Annotated in this window: 10 protein-coding genes; 7 read left to right on the plus strand and 3 right to left on the minus strand. The window is 39.5% G+C overall.

Going from position 1 to position 18031, the window contains the following annotated elements; all coding sequences use genetic code 11:
* Positions 1-105: 105 nt before the first annotated feature.
* The 4 genes from ASF92_RS16365 to ASF92_RS16380 all read left to right on the plus strand — a co-directional run bounded on the left by ASF92_RS16365 (position 106) and on the right by ASF92_RS16380 (position 2748).
* Positions 106-528: a DUF805 domain-containing protein gene (locus tag ASF92_RS16365; RefSeq protein ID WP_082489595.1), complete on the plus strand. Its 423-nt coding sequence runs from the start codon at positions 106-108 to the stop codon at positions 526-528.
* A gap of 195 nt (positions 529-723) precedes the next feature.
* The gene (locus ASF92_RS16370) at positions 724-1038 is read left to right on the plus strand and encodes a hypothetical protein (RefSeq protein ID WP_056095640.1); all 315 of its coding nucleotides are present in this window, start codon (positions 724-726) and stop codon (positions 1036-1038) included.
* Positions 1031-1711, plus strand: a complete 681-nt coding sequence (locus tag ASF92_RS16375) for a hypothetical protein (RefSeq protein ID WP_056095643.1) — start codon at positions 1031-1033, stop codon at positions 1709-1711. Before ASF92_RS16370 ends, ASF92_RS16375 begins: the two co-directional genes overlap by 8 nt.
* 266 nt (positions 1712-1977) lie before the next feature.
* A complete protein-coding gene (locus ASF92_RS16380) occupies positions 1978-2748 on the plus strand; it encodes an SDR family NAD(P)-dependent oxidoreductase (protein ID WP_056095646.1) in 771 nt (256 codons plus the stop codon).
* Positions 2749-2757: 9 nt separating this feature from the next.
* Here the strand turns inward: ASF92_RS16380 and ASF92_RS16385 are convergent, their stop codons facing one another.
* Positions 2758-3477: a DUF481 domain-containing protein gene (locus tag ASF92_RS16385; protein WP_056095649.1), complete on the minus strand. Its 720-nt coding sequence runs from the start codon at positions 3475-3477 to the stop codon at positions 2758-2760.
* A gap of 129 nt (positions 3478-3606) precedes the next feature.
* On the opposite strand from ASF92_RS16385, the gene ASF92_RS16390 reads away from it, so the two are divergent.
* Positions 3607-4608: an LLM class flavin-dependent oxidoreductase gene (locus ASF92_RS16390; protein ID WP_056095652.1), complete on the plus strand. Its 1002-nt coding sequence runs from the start codon at positions 3607-3609 to the stop codon at positions 4606-4608.
* Here ASF92_RS16390 and ASF92_RS16395 read toward each other — a convergent pair.
* Positions 4600-5241, minus strand: a complete 642-nt coding sequence (locus ASF92_RS16395; protein WP_056095655.1) for a hypothetical protein — start codon at positions 5239-5241, stop codon at positions 4600-4602. The two genes, ASF92_RS16390 and ASF92_RS16395, sit on opposite strands and share 9 nt — an antisense overlap.
* 466 nt (positions 5242-5707) lie before the next feature.
* On the opposite strand from ASF92_RS16395, the gene ASF92_RS16400 reads away from it, so the two are divergent.
* A complete protein-coding gene (locus ASF92_RS16400) occupies positions 5708-5908 on the plus strand; it encodes a hypothetical protein (protein ID WP_056095657.1) in 201 nt (66 codons plus the stop codon).
* 5 nt (positions 5909-5913) lie between these two features.
* Here the strand turns inward: ASF92_RS16400 and ASF92_RS16405 are convergent, their stop codons facing one another.
* Complete coding sequence (locus ASF92_RS16405) at positions 5914-8490, minus strand: hypothetical protein (protein ID WP_056095660.1); 2577 nt, start codon at positions 8488-8490, stop codon at positions 5914-5916.
* A gap of 223 nt (positions 8491-8713) precedes the next feature.
* Here ASF92_RS16405 and ASF92_RS16410 point away from each other — a divergent pair, with 223 nt between their 5' ends.
* The gene (locus ASF92_RS16410; protein ID WP_082489596.1) at positions 8714-18028 is read left to right on the plus strand and encodes a putative Ig domain-containing protein; all 9315 of its coding nucleotides are present in this window, start codon (positions 8714-8716) and stop codon (positions 18026-18028) included.
* Positions 18029-18031: the final 3 nt, after the last annotated feature.

The following is an 18031-nucleotide window of genomic DNA, read 5'->3' on the forward strand; positions in this document are numbered from 1 at the left end:
TTAGATTCATCCAAATCTATATTTACATTTATAATAATTGGGGTGTTTAGAAGCAAAAAAAAATACCTTAATTTGTTTTAGGAGAACCATTTAAAAACGTCGCTCATGTTTAAAGATCCTTTCTCATTTTATGGTCGAATTCGTCGTACTGAATTTGGCCTCACCTACTTACTTTACATGATTTGCTATTTCTTTGTCCTTATTTTTAATGAAAAAGGTGTAGACTGGATAGGCATTATATTACTGTTACCATTGTATCTTCTGGTATCTCAGGGGGCAAAACGTTGCCATGATTTAGGGAAATCAGGCTGGTGGCAATTGATACCGTTTTATGGATTTGTAATGATGTTCGGTACAGGAGACTATGGTCAGAATGATTACGGCGACAACCCCAAAGGAGAGGGCAACGTTTACGATAATCCATTTGGTTATGATGTGAAGACTGGAAAAATGATTGAACAGGAAACACAGCTATTGACGTTAGAACCAGATGACATTGAGCATAATAATTCGGCAAGCATTAAATAATTTGCGAATTCAGAGTTATAAGCCCAGTCTTTTTAAACAAATTTATTTCATTAATCAGCAGTAAGTTAACTTTAAACGACGAAAATTCTTTTCCAATTATTTGCTTGCTAAAAATATTAGTATATTTTTGCCGTTCTAACAGTAGTTTAATTAATGATACTGTTGTTTGCTACGAAGATTAATTGAAGATAATTTATGACGGTTACGGTACTTGCTATTACAGAAACTGATTTTGTTCCGGATATCTCGCTTTCCAAAATAATGAATGAACGCTTAAAACAGGCGGCAGCAGAATTACAGGATATTCATTTGCAGGCGATGTTATCTGTAGGGCAACCAAAAGACGACCTGGTTATTTACATAAGCTATAATCCTAAATATACCATCCGTTTTCGTGTTGTAAACGATGTGCCTGAGGAAGTTGAAAATTTCGTTGCCTATACTTGTGGTAATCTTGGTTACATAAAATGGAAAACCAATGTGGTGAACATTTTTAAGGGAAATGAATAATAGGGGTGAAAAAATCATTGACATAGGCTCAACTGAAGCATCGCTAAATCTGCCACAGCTTCGGTTTCCGGAGAAATATTACAAAGAAAGTATCTGGCACAGAAACTGGAAAAAAGCTTTTCCCCTAGATTATCGGGAGAAAAGTTTTTGTTGCCAAACCACCGGGGAGTTGCATCGTGCAGATGTTTTTACACCTTGCGGAACGGTAATAGAATTTCAGAATTCGCCGATTAGCCTTACTGAAATGAAGAGTCGGGAAGGTTTTTATTCAAAAATGATTTGGATACTCAATGGCAAAAAGTTCAAAGGATTTAAAATTCTGAAGAACCTGCCCGATCCTGAAAACCCAAGTTTAGATGGTTACGAATTTAGAAACAGCGACCATTTATCTATGGTTCGCAAAGCAGCTATTTTGAATGGCGATGCTGCGCCAAAGGTTTTGAATTTCCAGCACCCGGAGCTTAAAGGCTTAAGCATGACCTCAAACTTTTATCATTTTTGCTGGAAACAACCTCATGCCGTGTGGTTTTGCGCAAAGGCGCCAATCATAGTAGATTTGGGCGGTCATTTTCTTTATAGAATGAGAATAAGGAAACAAATTTCGGGTGATTATCCTTACCTTGAAATGATTAGCCGCAAAACTTTTATTGAAGGTTTCCTTTGTTTTGGATAATTACAACAGGGAATTGCTTTTAAAATATTTATAAAAATTAATTAGCCACGGAAGCACAGAAATCACGGAGGAGATTAAAGTTTTTTCGTCTTTTCGTGCTTCTGTGGCAAACATAATGCTTAGGCATGTGCAGAAAGAGGCAGAATTGTAAAAGAAAAGTTAAAAGCGATTTCCCTGCTGATTACAATTTCGTTTAATTTTCCTGCCAATTCTAATAAATTAAAACATTTCCAACAATTTTTAGCTTATTCTATAAACTCAGGTTTATGGATAGGTTTAAAAATAAAGTCGCTTTAATAACCGGCAGCAGCCAGGGAATTGGTGCCGCTTGTGCCCTTCGTTTGGCAAGGGAAGGTGCTGACATTATCCTCAACGGACACAAATTTGATGATAGAGGTGAGAAGCTTATTGCGGAGATTGAAGAAATGGGGCGAAAAGCAAAGTTTATAACTGCTGATGTCAGTGATGTCAAAGCCGTCATCAGACTCGTTAAAGAAGCCGTGACTGCTTTTGGCGGGCTTGATATTTTAGTTAATAATGCCGGACTCGAAATTAAATCTGATTTTTTAGAAGTTAAAGAGAAAGATTACGATACGGTTATGGATACGAACCTGAAGGGTATCTTTTTTGGAATCCAGGAATTTTCTAAATACTGTAAAAAGGAAAAACGTGCTGGTGTGGTTGTCAATATGAGTTCAGTGCATGAGGAAATTGTATTTCCACATTTTGCAGCTTATTGCGTTAGCAAAGGTGGATTAAAAATGTTAACCAGGAATCTGGCGACAGAACTTGCACCACTGGGTATTCGTGTAAATAATGTTGCGCCGGGGGCCATATCAACGCCAATAAATCAGGAACTTTTATCGGATAAAAAACAATTGCAAAAAGTAATTAAAAACATCCCGATAGGGAGGATGGGTAAAGTTGAAGATGTAGCAGGTGTTGTTGCCTTTTTAGCATCTGATGACGCCGCATATGTTACAGGTTCTACTTATTTTGTTGATGGCGGTTTAACCTACCATTACGAAGAGCAATAATATTTTAGCTTAAAAATATTTATCAATGGTTAGCCCATAAGTTAAATTGAGATTTTCCCGCTGCGTAATGTTAAGTTTATTATAATTTAAAGCCGTAGTCAGGCTGATCCATTTCCGTATTTTTAAGCCTAGGGTCGTTGACGATCTAATAATATAATCACCCTTCCTGGAATAGGAATTTTGTAAAAAGTGGCTCCCATCAATTGTTATAATATCATTAATTAAGAAATGGTATTGTAACCTTAACGAATTTCGTAGTGTGTTATAATCTTCAAGCTCCAACAGGCTGCTTTTATCGAATAATACACCATTGCTTAAATTAACATAGGCATTTGGCTTATCAATTAAATTATAGGCAATTCCGGCACCAGAAAGCAACTGGTTTTTTATTTTAAGTGAATAACTGGTGTTATAATTAACCAAACCCCAATAATAAAAATGAGGGAAAGTTTTGTACAGATTAAAATTCACTGTCGTGGAAAAATCATTGTTGCTTAAAGCATTGTTTTGCTTGCCATAAAGCCATGAAGTACTGCTGTTTAAAACAATGCTTTTCTTTTTGATACCAAAATTTAAGTTGTTATTCAAAAGATAGACCCTTTCGCTATTCGTTCGATTGATAGAGCCTGATGATGATAAAACGATGTGGTAATTTGTAGTGTCGGTAAATTGTGCGTTTGCGTTTAAGCAGAAAATAGAAAGGATAATAATTTTTAAAAATATCTTCATATTATTTTTAACATATTTTATAAGGATGATGTTTGTTAAAACATGAACTGTTTCTAAACCGTCATTTGTTCTGAGAAAACCTTCGAATGAATTTATAAAAGATAATTTTGTGCTCTATAAATTTCTGTTATGTCCGAAAGCATTTTAAAAAATATACCATATTCAGTTCTCGATCTGGCTACTGTTTTAGACGGTTATACCGCTGCAGATACTTTTAAAACCAGTTTGAAAATAGCTCAGCAAGCTGATGAATTGGGTTATACGAGGTATTGGTTTGCAGAACACCACAATATGGCCGGTGTTGCAAGTTCTTCACCACCGGTTTTGATAGGTTTTATAGCAGGTGCGACTAAAACCATCAGAGTCGGCTCTGGCGGAATTATGCTTCCTAATCATTCCCCTTTAATTGTTGCAGAGCAGTTCGGTACGCTCGCATCTTTGTATCCGGGCAGGATAGATTTAGGTTTAGGACGTGCGCCGGGAACTGACCAGGTAACTGCAATGGCAATAAGAGGCGAGAATTTTAATGCGGCGCATAACTTTCCGGGAGATGTGGCTAAACTTCAACAATTATTTTCAGCAAATAACCATGCTTCGAATGTTCGTTCAATACCAGGTGAAGGACTTGAGATTCCAATCTGGATTTTAGGTTCAAGTACCGATAGTGCCAGGTTAGCTGCGGAGAAAGGGTTGCCATACGCTTTCGCAAGTCATTTTGCCCCTGCATACTTTGAACAGGCAATTTCAATTTATCGCAATAACTTTAAGCCATCAGCCTATTTAAATGAACCTTATGTGATGGCATGCGTTAATGTAGTTGCAGCAGATACCGATGAGAGGGCAGAAGTGTTATCCAGTTCTGTTAAACAGATGTTTCTGGGCGTTATAACCGGTAAAAGAAGCAAACTAAAACCTCCGGTAGAAAATATTAATGACCATTGGAATCAAATGGAAAAGGAAGCCGTTGAACAAATGTTATATTATTCCTTTATAGGAAGCGCCAATACCATCAAATTAAATTTAGAAGCATTTGTATTGAAATACGGTGTGAATGAAATTATGAGTACCTCCCATATATATGATCAGGATGCGAAACTGAATTCCAATAAAATTTTTGCCGGGTTATTTTAGTCGGGCAGAAAAATGAGTTAATTGCTTGATCTCATTATTAGCAAATGCGCTAAGCGCAGCATCATTTGACCCCGAAAGGGTGCCGTAGAGGGAAGTTAACTGGCTAAGATCTGAAGCAACCAGGTTTAAATAAGCTTTGTTAAAGTCGGTTCCTTTAAGTTTTGAGAAGTTTGAAAGTGATTGGGTAATGTCGGGCTCAATGTTTGGCTGCATTTTTTTTCCAGTGTTCCCTGCTTCGCCTGTGTCTGATTCATTTCTGCTGGTATCTTTCAGGTTCTCCGGAGCTGAATCGATACGGCCGTCAGGACGCATTCCGCCCTGAGGTTTAGTCATAGGCAATGTAATTTTTTTCTGTTTAGCAAAGTCTCTTAGCTTTAAATTACTTTTTATAAAATAATCACGTAAGCTTTCAGCCATATTTTTTGCCTTTCCACTGGCCTTTTTTATGGCTAATCCTGATAGTTCCAGTTGTTTTATATTGGTTGTGTAAACAGATGATAAAACAACCTTAACAGAATCCGTTTCTTGTTGTAAATTCAATTTAAAGTTGCTGCTTGTATAACTTCCGGCATTAGCATTAACAAATAAAAATGTCGATGCAAAAATTATAATTGGAATAATTCGATTTTTCATTCTTTAACAGGTTGGTTATTTAGGTAAACCTTTTTTTGTTCGCATGGTTTTGGAATTCTGTTTTTTCGCTTGAAATATCTTTTGGTTCGCAAAAACAAAACTTATGGGCATTTAATTTGTTGCTTCGTGGTATCAGTTAACTCCGTACTGAGTTTGATTTCTAGATAACGTTTGAATGGTGAGTTAAAACAATGTCATATTAACGCATTTGAAATTAAGAACAATTGATTTGAGATAACCGTTGAATGATTTTTTGATTGCGTATATCTCAAAAATCAATTGAATACGGCATTTGATGGCTATTTATTTGATATTAAATTATATTAACACCAGTTGCCGCTATTAAAATAGTTAAATATTGTTAATTAAGTTAAATTAATCTAAATAGTTGTAAATTGTATTATTTATTATACAATTTAAGCGTACGAAAATTTATATTATTGCAATATTTTTATAATTAATATTTATGCTTAGGAAAGGTACCATTACCTCAATAAATGAGGACGGTTCGGGAATAATTACCGATGATAATGAACAAGAAATTCATTTCAGGTTAGAGAAAAACTTTTTTGAAAATTTAAAAGGAGTTCCGGTAAGTTTTGATATAGAGTTATCACCGGAAGGTTTGGTTGCCGTGGGAATACAGTTACATGGTAGTTGCGTTTAGTAGCGTTATTTGTAATGTTTTAAAATGTTAAACATATGATCAAAATCAGGGTCGTTAATGTTCACAAAATCGGGCATACTTAGCTTATGTAACTTTAGAAAATTGATCAGATCTTTTATTGAACGGTTAATTTCCTCGATATTACCGGCATGCTTTAATGTGTTTATTTGTAAAAGCCTAAGCGAAATTTCAATGGTATTTAATTCATGTTTATTCGACAATGCTAAGCCTTTTTCTACCTCTTTTAAGGCTTTTTCATAATTCTTGGTGTGATTAAGGAAATTTCCCTTAGCTAAAGTGTGGGTTGCTCTGATGTAAGGTGTAAGATATGTATTCTCATTTTTGATTAATATGTCTATATACTGAATGAGTCTCTGGGCTTTTTTATGCTGATTAAGCTTAATGTAGGTTTGAGCAGTGATAATCAATAAGAAACATGGAAATACAGAAGATCTTAAATGAAAAATTTTAGGATATTTTTTTAAAATAGCGGATATAAAACGATTGCATTCTTCGTAATTTTTATTTGAGAACAATACCACAAGTATTAACCGGTAACATATAATTTCTACGCTGGTAAGGGTTTCATTTTTTTGTGGCAGGGATTGCTCCAGTTGCCTGCAAAGTGTAAAAATGTTGTCGTCAACCGGTTTCGATTTCTTTTTTTTGTTGTTTAAAAGGTTTGAAAGGAACAAAATTAAATCGTAAGGATTAATCGGGAAAAGATCTTCTAATTTTTTTACATTTCTTTTCAGAATATTTAAGCTTTCTGCTACACCAATGCTGTCAAGGCCGATCACACAAATACTGCATTCCATAACATTTAGTATCAGTTGTATATCCTCGTTAAAAACCTTTTCGGAAATCTTTTTTATCGTTTCTTTATAGTTTTTGCTCATTATACGCCCAGTTGCCATAATATCTATAAAGTGCATATTAATGGTTTGGGCGTTAAAAAGGGCACCTGTTTTTTCTAACTCCGACAGGGCAACATCACATATGAAATCGAATGCATCGTTTTTCTCTTCATTGCTGAAAGGTAATTTGAAAATATTTTTTAATGCCTGTATTTCATTTCTTTTGATGCAGAACCGAACGCTCCAGCTCAACATTAACTTTCTCAAATCAGCCCGATCGGCATATTCTGTTAAGATCGCTTCAAAGAAAGGGGCACTGGGGTTGAAATTATACCGCTCTGTGAGTTGAAAAAAAAGAAAATAGGTATAAATATCATTATTAAGAAATCGGACAATCTCTGTCGGTTTGGCTGTTGTCAGCCTTTTCTCTTCGATGAGAATACCTAAATAAATGAGTTCATGGTAAGCGCTGGTGTAATTTTTTATCGGTTCAAGAATACTCTCTTTAGATACCCTGTAATGCAGATTTCCTTTAGAAATTGCATTGGTTATTTTTGTAAGTAAATATATTTTTTCCGTGCTATTGTTCGATATGAAAATTTTTGATTCCAGGAAATAATCAGTTAAATCCAGGCAGAGCAAATAATTATCGAGCCTGATGCTATTGTTTACTTGCTTAAGTTTATAATAAACCTGCAGCCAGAAAGGGGTTTGAAAATATTTAATCAAACCGTGGTGTAAATCGTTATCTTTAATCTTCCTGCCCTCAATATGAGAAAGCGTGTAATAAATCTCGTCTTTATTTAAATTAGGTACGTTTGTATTCTGATCGTAGTCGAAAAACAAGCCTTTATACCAGGAATTTGTTAAAAATGCGGAACCGGATATGGTAGGTTGAATACTTACCCAGTTATTTACCCTTAATCCAAACACAATTTTAACAAAATCATTTTCTTCGATGCCATACAGAAAATCTGTTAAAATTTTAAGATTTGAATCTTTGGATAAAAACTGGTCAATCCCATCGACGATTAATACGAAACGACCCTTAAGTTCCTTTGTATTTTTCTTAAAATAGGTAATCAGCTCGCTGACCCCAGAAAACTTAAATTCTTTATAGAACCAGTCTTTGAGGGATAAATCATTCTGGATAACTTCATAAATTACGCCTGAATTAATCAATAAAACAATATCTTTTTTATAGAGTGCGTCTTCGCCGTAGAAAAAATGTTCTACTAGATGGGCAAGCAGAATGGATTTTCCCTGCCCGGGCTGTGCGCTTATTGTGGTGAATTGATAATTGTTTTTTAAAAAGTAATCGAAATCCGAATACAAAAAGCTCCTGTTTGCAGTGGCTTCAAAGGGAACGCCGGAGCTGTTCTTTTTCGCAATTAAAGAGACATCTGTAATCGCACGGCACCTGATTTTAAGGTCCGACCATACATCATCAACATATTCATCCTGATTTCTTTTCTCTTTACAAAATGATCCCCAGTCCGGATACCCAATGTATTGTGATAAACTATTTAGCGTGAATATGGAAAATTTATGATGCGTTTGAGCGAATCCAAAAAATCTTTTAACTGTGGTTTCGCTGATATAATTTTTAGTTTCCTTGAATATAAATTCGGAAATCGTCTTACAATTTGCCGGGTCGATGTTGCGCAAGCCGGATTTTATAAGAACGAATTTTTTAAGCTGAGCGATTAATTCGTTTGTATTCATATTAGAGGATGATAATGCTAATGTCACAAAAATTCAGCAATAGCGGAAATCATTTAAGTAACAATGCATCTATGAACAAAATGAACGTACCGGAGGGTATGATAATGAACGGCAATGGCTAAATCCCATTAGACACGGGTGACGTAGATTTGACAATCAGATGAAAATTCCCACACCGGAATTAAAATCCCGATTTAACTACTAAACCCTAATTGCGCCTGATATGATGAAAAACTCTACCTCCTCGTTCGTTTTAAGGAAAATTTTAATTATTTTTTTTACTGTTATTATTACAACGCTTTTAAGATTAGATTCGTATAGCCAAACAAAAGTTTATGCAAGTTCTTTAGGTGTAACGTCTAATGTTGATAATGCTTCAAGAGCCTTACAAGTAAGTGAAACCACATTTGCAACAGTAAGATCGTCAGGAGGTGTCGCTGTAGGTTTAGGTGCATATACAGGAGAACTTGAGCTTAAATTCACCGCTACAATCCCGGCAGGTACAACATCTTTTATTCGCATCGATGCTGACCCAACACTATTAAACCAATTGCTTGGCGGTAATTTAGGAGGCTTACTTTCCGGAGTAGTGGGCGGTGTAGTATTGGGTAATCACGTTATCGAGGTCGGAGCAAGGAATGCAGCAGCAGTAACCGTTTTAAGTGGCTCAAGTTCAGGTGGATTTTCTAGCCAAAACCTGAAGTTAGTTAGAGATGCTCAAGGCTTCTATTATTTTGCGTTGAGGCCTAATCAAGATTATGATAGAGTTTATGTTCGTGATTTAACAAGTGCTTTATTGTTAGGCACAACAAATACTACTAAAGTTTACAATGCATTTTATACCAGCGGAATTGATGCCTGCGCACCTGCTTTTGCTACGGATTATGAAGGAACAGGTTTAACCGTTGATGCATTAGGTTTGGGTAAGGCCGGTGTAACGAACCCGGATTTTGCTATTGATGCGAGTACAACAAATTATTCTGAGTTGAGTTTAGGTGCACTTGGAGTCGCGGGGTCCATTAGTCAGAATTTTTATTTTAGTACCCCTTCCAATGCGGGAGATGACTTCAACCTTCGATTCAGGACCTCTTCAGCGCTACTTACAGCAGGCGTTTTAAACAGATTAACTGTCACAGCTTTCAATGGTCCCAATCAGGTTTATTCTGGGTCTGCATCCAACTTGCTGAATTTGGATTTGTTAGCGCTGTTAAATTCAGGGCAACCCGTTACTGTTCCTTTTTCTCCAGGCGTACCGTTTGACAGGGTTAGGGTAACGTTATCCTCGTTGTTAAATGTCAATTTAACCCAAACCATATTTATTTATGGCTTGACAAGGTCGGCAGGAAGACCAACATTTACAGCTCCTGCTTCGAATGCAGTTTTCACCTGTTATAATTCCCCTGCGGCTTTAACTGTTACCACGCCGGGTACAAATGATTTACGCTGGTACGATGTTGTTGAAGGCGGCACAGCGCTTGCAACAACAGCCTTTAATCAATCCTTCTCAACTCCGGCACTTACGGCAAATAAAGTGTATTATGTTGCGGCAAGGCGATTAGGCTGCGCTGAAGAATCGGTTCGGGTTCCAATTTCTGTAACCGTAAATCCGGCAATCGTATTTAATACGACAACATTGCAAAATGCATCTAACGGATTTTCTTATACTAAACAGATTATTGCGGCGACAGGGGGCACACCCGGCTTCAATTACACACTGGAAAGCGGAAGTGTTTTGCCGGCCGGTTTAAGTTTATCATCAACGGGCGTACTATCTGGCACACCAACAGCAACAGGTGATTTTACATTTTCGATAACCGCAACCGATAGTAAAGGTTGTAAAGCGACAGCTTCTTATACGCTAACGGTTACAAATGCCTTGATTTTAACACCAGGCACGCTACCCAATGGCGTTACTGGTACAACATATCCCGCTCATACCATTCCTCCGGCCACCGGTGGTACCGGACCATATGCGTATACAGCTACAAATTTACCTCCGGGGTTAACCTTCGATCCAAATACCAGGGAGATTACCGGAACACCAACACAAATTGGCAATTATAGCGTTCCGGTAACTGTAACAGATGTAAATGGAAATACGGTTACCGCTGTTTACACCCTAAAAATTACTGACCCTTTAGTTCTACCTGGTGCGACGTTAGGAAATGGAACTACAGGTCAGGTTTATGCACCGCAGATAATTCCTTCGGCGACCGGTGGTGCTGGTCCATACGTTTATTCAGCAACTAGCCTTCCTTCGGGATTGTCTTTTAATCCATCTACAAGAGAAATCGCAGGAACACCCACAAATGCCGGAACTTTCGTTATTCCGGTTACAGTTACGGATGCGGATGGAAAATCTACAAGTACGAGCTACACTTTGGTTGTTACTGACCCATTATTGTTACCTTCAGCCACACTTCCAGCCGGGAATGCAGACGTTGCTTACACGACTCAAATTTTACCTGCTGCGACCGGGGGTGTCGGCCCTTATACTTATATTGCAACTGGCGTACCTCCCGGATTATCCTTCGACCCAATAACCAGAGCAATCACAGGAACTCCAACCCAGGCGGGTAATTACACGATTTCAGTTACAGTTACTGATAGCCAGGGAAGAACAGCTGCCAATACCTATCCATTAAGCGTGACAGGTGTGTTATCACTTCCATCGACAACTTTGCAAAGCGGAATTGTTGGCGATATTTACCCGACGCAAACACTGCCGGGCGTATCAGGCGGAACACCTCCCTACACTTATGTAGCAACAAACCTGCCTCCTGGACTTAACTTCAATACTTCAACCCGTGAAATAACAGGCACACCAACACAAGGAGGAACTTATATAGTTTCTGTAACGGGAACTGACATTAACAACAACAAAGTGAATTCGGATTATACGATTGTTGTAAATGTTAATCCGCCTGTTGTTGCCACCGTAGCTGTTTGTGAAGGCAGTTCAGCTACCTTAAACATAAGTAATTTGCAATCCGGTGTAACTTACAATTGGTATGGAGCTACCGGGAGTGCACCATTAGCAACAAATAATACAGGCGTATTTGTAACACCAGTTATAAATTCAAATGCCACCTTTTACGTTGAAGCAGTTTCCGGTACGGCAGTAAGTACAAGAACGACGGTAACAGTTACTGTAAATCCTGCAGCTAACCCTGCGGTGATCACAACCAATAACCAGGTTGTAAATTCCGGACAAAGCACGACACTCACCGCAACTGCCGATGCAGGAAATACAATCAAATGGTATGCGGCCGCATCAGGCGGTACAGAACTTGCCACCGGAACTAATTTTTCAACAGGTCCGTTAAGTACGACAACCACATATTATGTAGAAACTACAAATGCCAATGGTTGTGCAAGTGACATAAGGATTCCCGTAACTGTTACAGTGATAACCGGCGGAGGAAACGCAAATTGTAATGTTGCTAACAGTCAGAATTCAGGTATAACGGGTGTTTGTCTTTTGTGCAGCATTACAGGGCCGGGAAATTCCACCGATGCCAATCCGGATAATTTTACAAGAATTACGCTTGCTGTTGGCGTCGGCTCTACAGGCTATCAGCGCTTAATTTTCCCGTCAGCTGGTATTGCAACTGATAGCATTCGTTTGGATTTAGGCTTGCCAACAGGGTTACTTGATTTATCAGTGTTGAATAATATTACAGTGAACGTGATGAACGGGGCAGCTGTTGTTAGCAGTTATCAATTAAGCTCGTCCGCATTAAAACTTTCGCTTTTAGGCGGTAGTAGATTCACAGCAACGCTCGCCGCTGCAGGGGCTTTTGATAGGGTAGAACTACGTTTTGGTAGTTTAGTTTCAGCTGTAAGCAGCTTGGATGTTTATGGTGCAACAGTCATATATCCAAACCCTACAATTACAAGCGGTTCGCAAACCATCTGCTCAGGAAATTCCGCAACACTAAATGCGACTGCAAATGGTGGAACGAATTTAAAATGGTTTGATGCAGCAATAGGGGGTAGTTTATTAGCCAGCGGAGAAACTTATACAACACCAAGCCTAACGGCAACCACAATTTATTATATTGAAGTTGCAAAAGGGACTTGCATAAATGCAGTAAGAATTCCTGTTATCGTTACCGTTACACCAGTGATTCAGCAGCCGGTATTAGCAGCAATTGCCGATGTGTGTGCCGGTTCATCTGCAACCTTATCCGTTACCAATCCGGATGCTGCAATTACATACAACTGGTACGCAGTTGCGACAGACGGTACGCCTTTATTTAGCGGAACATCTTTTACCTCGCCATCGTTAAATGCAAATACAACTTATTATCTGGAAGCTGTTAATGGAAATTGTGTAAGCAGCGCCAGAGTAGCAGCACCTATTACTGTAAATCCGCTTCCTGGTATCCCGACGGTAACAGCATCATCGTCGACCGTAAACTCCGGACAAACAGTTACACTTACAGCAACCTCGGCTGATGCAAATGTTACATTCAACTGGTATGATGCGCAAAATGCGACTACGCCAGTTTTCTCGGGCGCTACTTTTGTTACGCCACCGTTAAACGCCATCACTAGTTATTATGTAGAATCAGTTTCTGCTTTGGGATGTGCATCTTCAAACCGGGTACAAATTACCATATCTGTTAATGGTGTGGGAGCACCTGTAACAATTCCTTGCGAAGTTGCAGCCACACAAACCAATGGTATTAGTGGAGTTGCTTTATTTTCAGGTGTAATCAATGCAGGTCTCGCCGTGGATAATGATGCACAAACGGCTTCATCATTGGTAATGCCGGCAGGCGCTTTAGGCGCTTCAGTGTATCAAAATTTGTATTTCGGAAGCTTATCCAATGTTGGCGATACATTAAAAGTGCTGGTTTCTTTCCCTCAGAGTCTAGCCTCAGTTGGTGTTTTAGATAACATTTCGATAACAACATATAATGGCGCAAATTCAAATAATGATGCAACTTTATTAAACAATGCGCTACTTAATGTAAAACTATTGAGCGGCAATACACAGGCGCTGATAACAATAATTCCGACAGTAGCCTTTGATGGCGCACGATTAAGTATTAACTCTGGAACTGCAGGCGTATTAACTTCTGTAAACCTTAATTATATTCAGCGGGCTCTGCTGGCTCCACAGGTTACAGCGGCGAATGTTTCTGGCTGCGCAGGTTTATCCAGCAGTTTGTCTGTTTTAAATCCTATTGCGGGTGTCACTTACAGATGGTTTGATGCAGCGCAAAATGCATTATTTGATGGCCCGGTTTTCGCAACTCCAACACTGACGGCTGATACAAAATATTTTGTAGCTATTGTTTCTACTTCGGGATGTGTAAGCCCCAGAACTGAAGTTGATGTTACGGTTCAGTCTGCACCAGGAACACCTGAATTATTATCAGCTACAGTAAGTGCCTGCGCTGGGCTTCCGATTATTTTACAGGTTAAAAATCCACTCAATGGTATTACTTACAAATGGTATGATGTTAATGGAAATAGCGCAGGTCCGGATGGTACAACCTTAACAGTAACACCACTTGGTAATACAACGTATACTGTGCAGGCGGTAAATAGTTGCGGAACTGCATCTGCAGGCGCAACTGCCACGGTAAACACTGGCGCCGTGCCAGATGCACCGGTTATTACACCTGCATCATTAACAATTGTTTCAGGATCTCAAGCGTTTTTAACTGCTACATCATCAATTGTCGGTGCTGATATCAATTGGTACAGCGACGTTAACTTGACGACAAGCGTTAACGCAGGTACAACATTTTTAACCCCACCTTTAACCGCGACTACCACTTATTACGTTACCGCATCATCGAATACTTGCGGTACGAGTATTCCCGTTCCGGTAGTGGTTACTGTAATTCCTGCAACGCCAGGCAGTGCGGGTTGTGGAATTGCTACAACGACTTTAGCAGCAAGTGTAGATGGTGTAAATATAGGAGCAGGTGTGTTTAATCCAACTGCCGCCATAGATAATGATGTTAATACCGGGTCAACCTTATTTATACCTGCCGGATTTTTAAATACATCAGTTTATCAACGTTTAGGATTTTCAGGCGGTTTATCAAACGTTGGAGACACATTGAAAGTTAAAATTTCATCACCGGGTAATGTACTTTCAGCAGCTGTGTTTTCAAACCTGACACTTACAACCTTCAATGGTGGAGCAAGCAATGCAGACGGTGTAGCCCTGAACAGTGAATTAGTTCAGTTGGATATTGCTAGCGGAGGTAGTGAAGCCACCCTAATTTTTATTCCGGCAAAACAATTTGATGGGGTAGAGTTGAGGCTTAGCTCTGGTTTAGCAGGGGTTTTAAACGCTATAAATTTTAACTACGCGCAAAGGCTTTTTACTTCGCCAGAAGTAAGTTCAGCAACCGTTTCGACTTGTTCAGGTTCATCTGCCGTGCTAAGCATAAATAATCCTAAACCAAATACAACCTATAAATGGTATCAAGGAAATGTTTATAAAGGATTTGGTACTAATTTTTTAACTGACCCGTCTCTTGCAGTAGGCAGTTATGATTTTTTTGTAACTGCAACGGGAAATACTGGCTGTGAAACTGCGCCAGTAAAAGTTGTAGTGACAATTTCGACGCCACCTACGGCACCAACACCATCGAACAATAATCCCGTATCTACCTGCTTAAATTCGCCAGCTACATTGACTGTTCAAAGCCTTGCGGGTCTCGTTTACAACTGGTATGATAGTTCGACTGGAGGAAACTTACTGGTCAGTAACAGCAGCAGTTTTACAACTCCGGCAAATCTAAGCCCGGGAAGTTATACCTATTACGTGGAAGCTGCTTCGGGTTCAGGTTGCGCTAATGCGACAAGAACGCCAATTACAATTGTTGTTAATAGAAATGCGATTGCATCTGATGTTACCATTTCCGGAAACGTAAATCTATGTAATGCAGGCACAACAACATTAACAGCCAACAGCACTAATGCAGGTACTAATGCGATATACAAATGGTTTAGTGATCCTGGGCTAACCAATCAGGTATTTTTGGGACAGGTTTTTACTACCGGTCAGATATTGGCGAACACGATGTACTATGTAACTGTTAGCGGAGATAACCTTTGCCCGAATCTTCCAGGGCGTGCAACAAGCGTATCCGTTACAATTAATCCTGTAGCGGTAGCTTCAGATATTACCGTTGCTGGGAACAACACCATATGCGCTGGCTCATCAGCTACCTTAACAGCAAGTTCTACGCTGCAAAACGCTGTATTTAAATGGTACAGCGATGCTGCTTTAGCAAATTCAGTTTTTACAGGTGCAACTTTTTCCACGCCGCCACTATCAGCACAAACCACTTATTATGTTACTGTGCAGGGAGACGGCCGATGTGAAAATACAGCAGGTACGGCAAAAGCAGTATTGGTAGATGTTAACACCTTAGCTACAGCTGCTGATATTAATGTTAACGGGTTAAATGTTGTCTGCAAAAATTCAACGGCTAATCTTTCGGCATCTTCAGCTACAGTCTCTAATCCAGTATTTGCCTGGTATAATGATGCGGCGTTAACCAGCGTTGCGCAGGTTGGGGCATCATTTACAACGCCTGCATTAAACGTTACCACCACCTACTACGTGACCGTTCGGGGAGATAACAGCTGTGCAAACACTCCCACTGATGCAAAAGCAATAACAGTTGTTGTAAAAGACTACGCTACTGCTGCAGACATAGCGCTGAATAACGCAAATATCTGTTCGGGTAATTCGGCAAGCTTGATGGCATCAAGTTTAACTGTTACTCAACCTATATTTACCTGGTATAGCGATGCTTCGCTAACAGTTCCGGTCTTTACTGGTCCTACATATAACGTTTCTGTAACCAGTACAACCAATTATTATGTAACTGTTAGAGGAACAAATAAATGTGAAAATACGGCTGCTGATGCGAAAATAGTAACGGTCAACGTAAATCCTTTAGCCACCACAACAGATATCATTATTACAGGGAATACGACTACGTGTGCCGGCTCATCAGCAGTATTGACAGCAAGTTCGAGCACGGTAATCAATCCTGTATTTACCTGGTATAGCGATGCTTCTTTAACCAATATTTCATTTGAAGGTCCTGTTTTTACAACAGCCCGATTAAATGCAAACACAACATATTATGTTACTGTAAAAGGTGATAATAAATGTGAGAATACTTCTTCTACGGCCAGGGTTATACAGGTTATTGTAAGCGCGGCGCCTGCCAGTCCTGTCATTTCTACAAATGGAACATCGGTTTGTTCCGGTAATGCCACGACGCTTAATATTCAAAACCCTCAGGCGGGTGTATCCTATGAGTGGTACAATGCAGCCAGTGGCGGCGATTTGCTAACTACGGGAACTTCGTTTACAACACCTGTATTAACAACGGGTACTAACTACTATGTTCAGAGCATTGGAACAGGCGGTTGTTCAACTTCCGCAGGACGGACAATGGTCGCCGTTGCAGTAAATCCTCGGCCTATTGCACCGGTTGTTGCGAGTAACAATATAAATGTCTGTTCAGGGAAAAGTACTGCGCTCACGGTAATTAATGCACAGCCGAATGTAACCTATAACTGGTACACCACTGCCACCAGTGGAACCATTTCTGGTACAGGTGAAACATTCATAACGCCTGCGCTAACAGGCAATACCACTTTTTACGTGGAAGCAGTATCTGGTTCATGTACTTCGGGCAACCGGATTCCTGTGAACATTGCGGTTTTACCATTACCGACAGCACCGGTTTCAGTTAGCGCGGTTAATGCCTCGATCTGTTATGGAAATACAACCGTTCTTAACGTTAACTCGCCTGAGGCAAGCATAACCTACAATTGGTACAGCACCAGTTCCGGAGGCGCAGTCCTGGCGCAAGGCAGTACCTTTACCACGCCGTCCCTCACCACTACCACTGTATTTTATGTGGAAAGTGTAAATGCGTCGGGTTGCAGCAGCGAAACCAGGACGCCCGTAACGGTTACAGTTTTACCAGTACTAACGGCGCCAGTCGTAAGGGTACAAGGCGCAACGCCTAACAGCGTTACATTCGCATGGAATGCTGTTCAGGGGGCGGTTGGATATGAAATTTCAACTGATAACGGATTAAGTTGGCAGGTACCATCGAATGGAGCCACGTCTACAAGCCATCTGGTTGGCGGGTTAAAACCGGACCAGGCAGTTATAATTCTCGTTAGAGCCATAGGTCAAAGCAATTGCCAGAGTAGCGCAAATTCGACAGCTATAACAGGAAAGGCAGAAAATCCAATAGGAAACGAGATTTACATTCCAAACGTATTTACGCCTAATAACGACGGCAAGAATGACATCTTCCTCATTTATGGAAATTCCATTGCTGCCGTTAACATGAATATTTACACACAATGGGGGCAGTTGATCTTCCAGGTAAATTCAACTACAAATGGTTGGGATGGAACATATAAAGGCGTTGCACAGCCGAATGGCGTTTATGTGTACGTAATCGAAGTTCAATTAAACGATGGAACCAAGGTGATGAAAAAAGGAACATTAACCTTAGTTAGATAATTA

The sequence above is a fragment of the Pedobacter sp. Leaf176 genome (genome assembly GCF_001424305.1).
Lineage (GTDB): Bacteria > Bacteroidota > Bacteroidia > Sphingobacteriales > Sphingobacteriaceae > Pedobacter.

What these genes read in the sequence shown, in the direction of transcription:
- ASF92_RS16370 (WP_056095640.1), top strand. Translation starts at nt 724, where the DNA reads ATGACGGTTACGGTACTTGCTATTACAGAAACTGATTTTGTTCCGGAT.
- ASF92_RS16410 (WP_082489596.1), top strand. Translation starts at nt 8,714, where the DNA reads ATGATGAAAAACTCTACCTCCTCGTTCGTTTTAAGGAAAATTTTAATT.
- ASF92_RS16400 (WP_056095657.1), top strand. Translation starts at nt 5,708, where the DNA reads ATGCTTAGGAAAGGTACCATTACCTCAATAAATGAGGACGGTTCGGGA.
- ASF92_RS16395 (WP_056095655.1), bottom strand. Translation starts at nt 5,241, where the DNA reads ATGAAAAATCGAATTATTCCAATTATAATTTTTGCATCGACATTTTTA.
- ASF92_RS16405 (WP_056095660.1), bottom strand. Translation starts at nt 8,490, where the DNA reads ATGAATACAAACGAATTAATCGCTCAGCTTAAAAAATTCGTTCTTATA.
- ASF92_RS16375 (WP_056095643.1), top strand. Translation starts at nt 1,031, where the DNA reads ATGAATAATAGGGGTGAAAAAATCATTGACATAGGCTCAACTGAAGCA.
- ASF92_RS16380 (WP_056095646.1), top strand. Translation starts at nt 1,978, where the DNA reads ATGGATAGGTTTAAAAATAAAGTCGCTTTAATAACCGGCAGCAGCCAG.
- ASF92_RS16365 (WP_082489595.1), top strand. Translation starts at nt 106, where the DNA reads ATGTTTAAAGATCCTTTCTCATTTTATGGTCGAATTCGTCGTACTGAA.
- ASF92_RS16390 (WP_056095652.1), top strand. Translation starts at nt 3,607, where the DNA reads ATGTCCGAAAGCATTTTAAAAAATATACCATATTCAGTTCTCGATCTG.
- ASF92_RS16385 (WP_056095649.1), bottom strand. Translation starts at nt 3,477, where the DNA reads ATGAAGATATTTTTAAAAATTATTATCCTTTCTATTTTCTGCTTAAAC.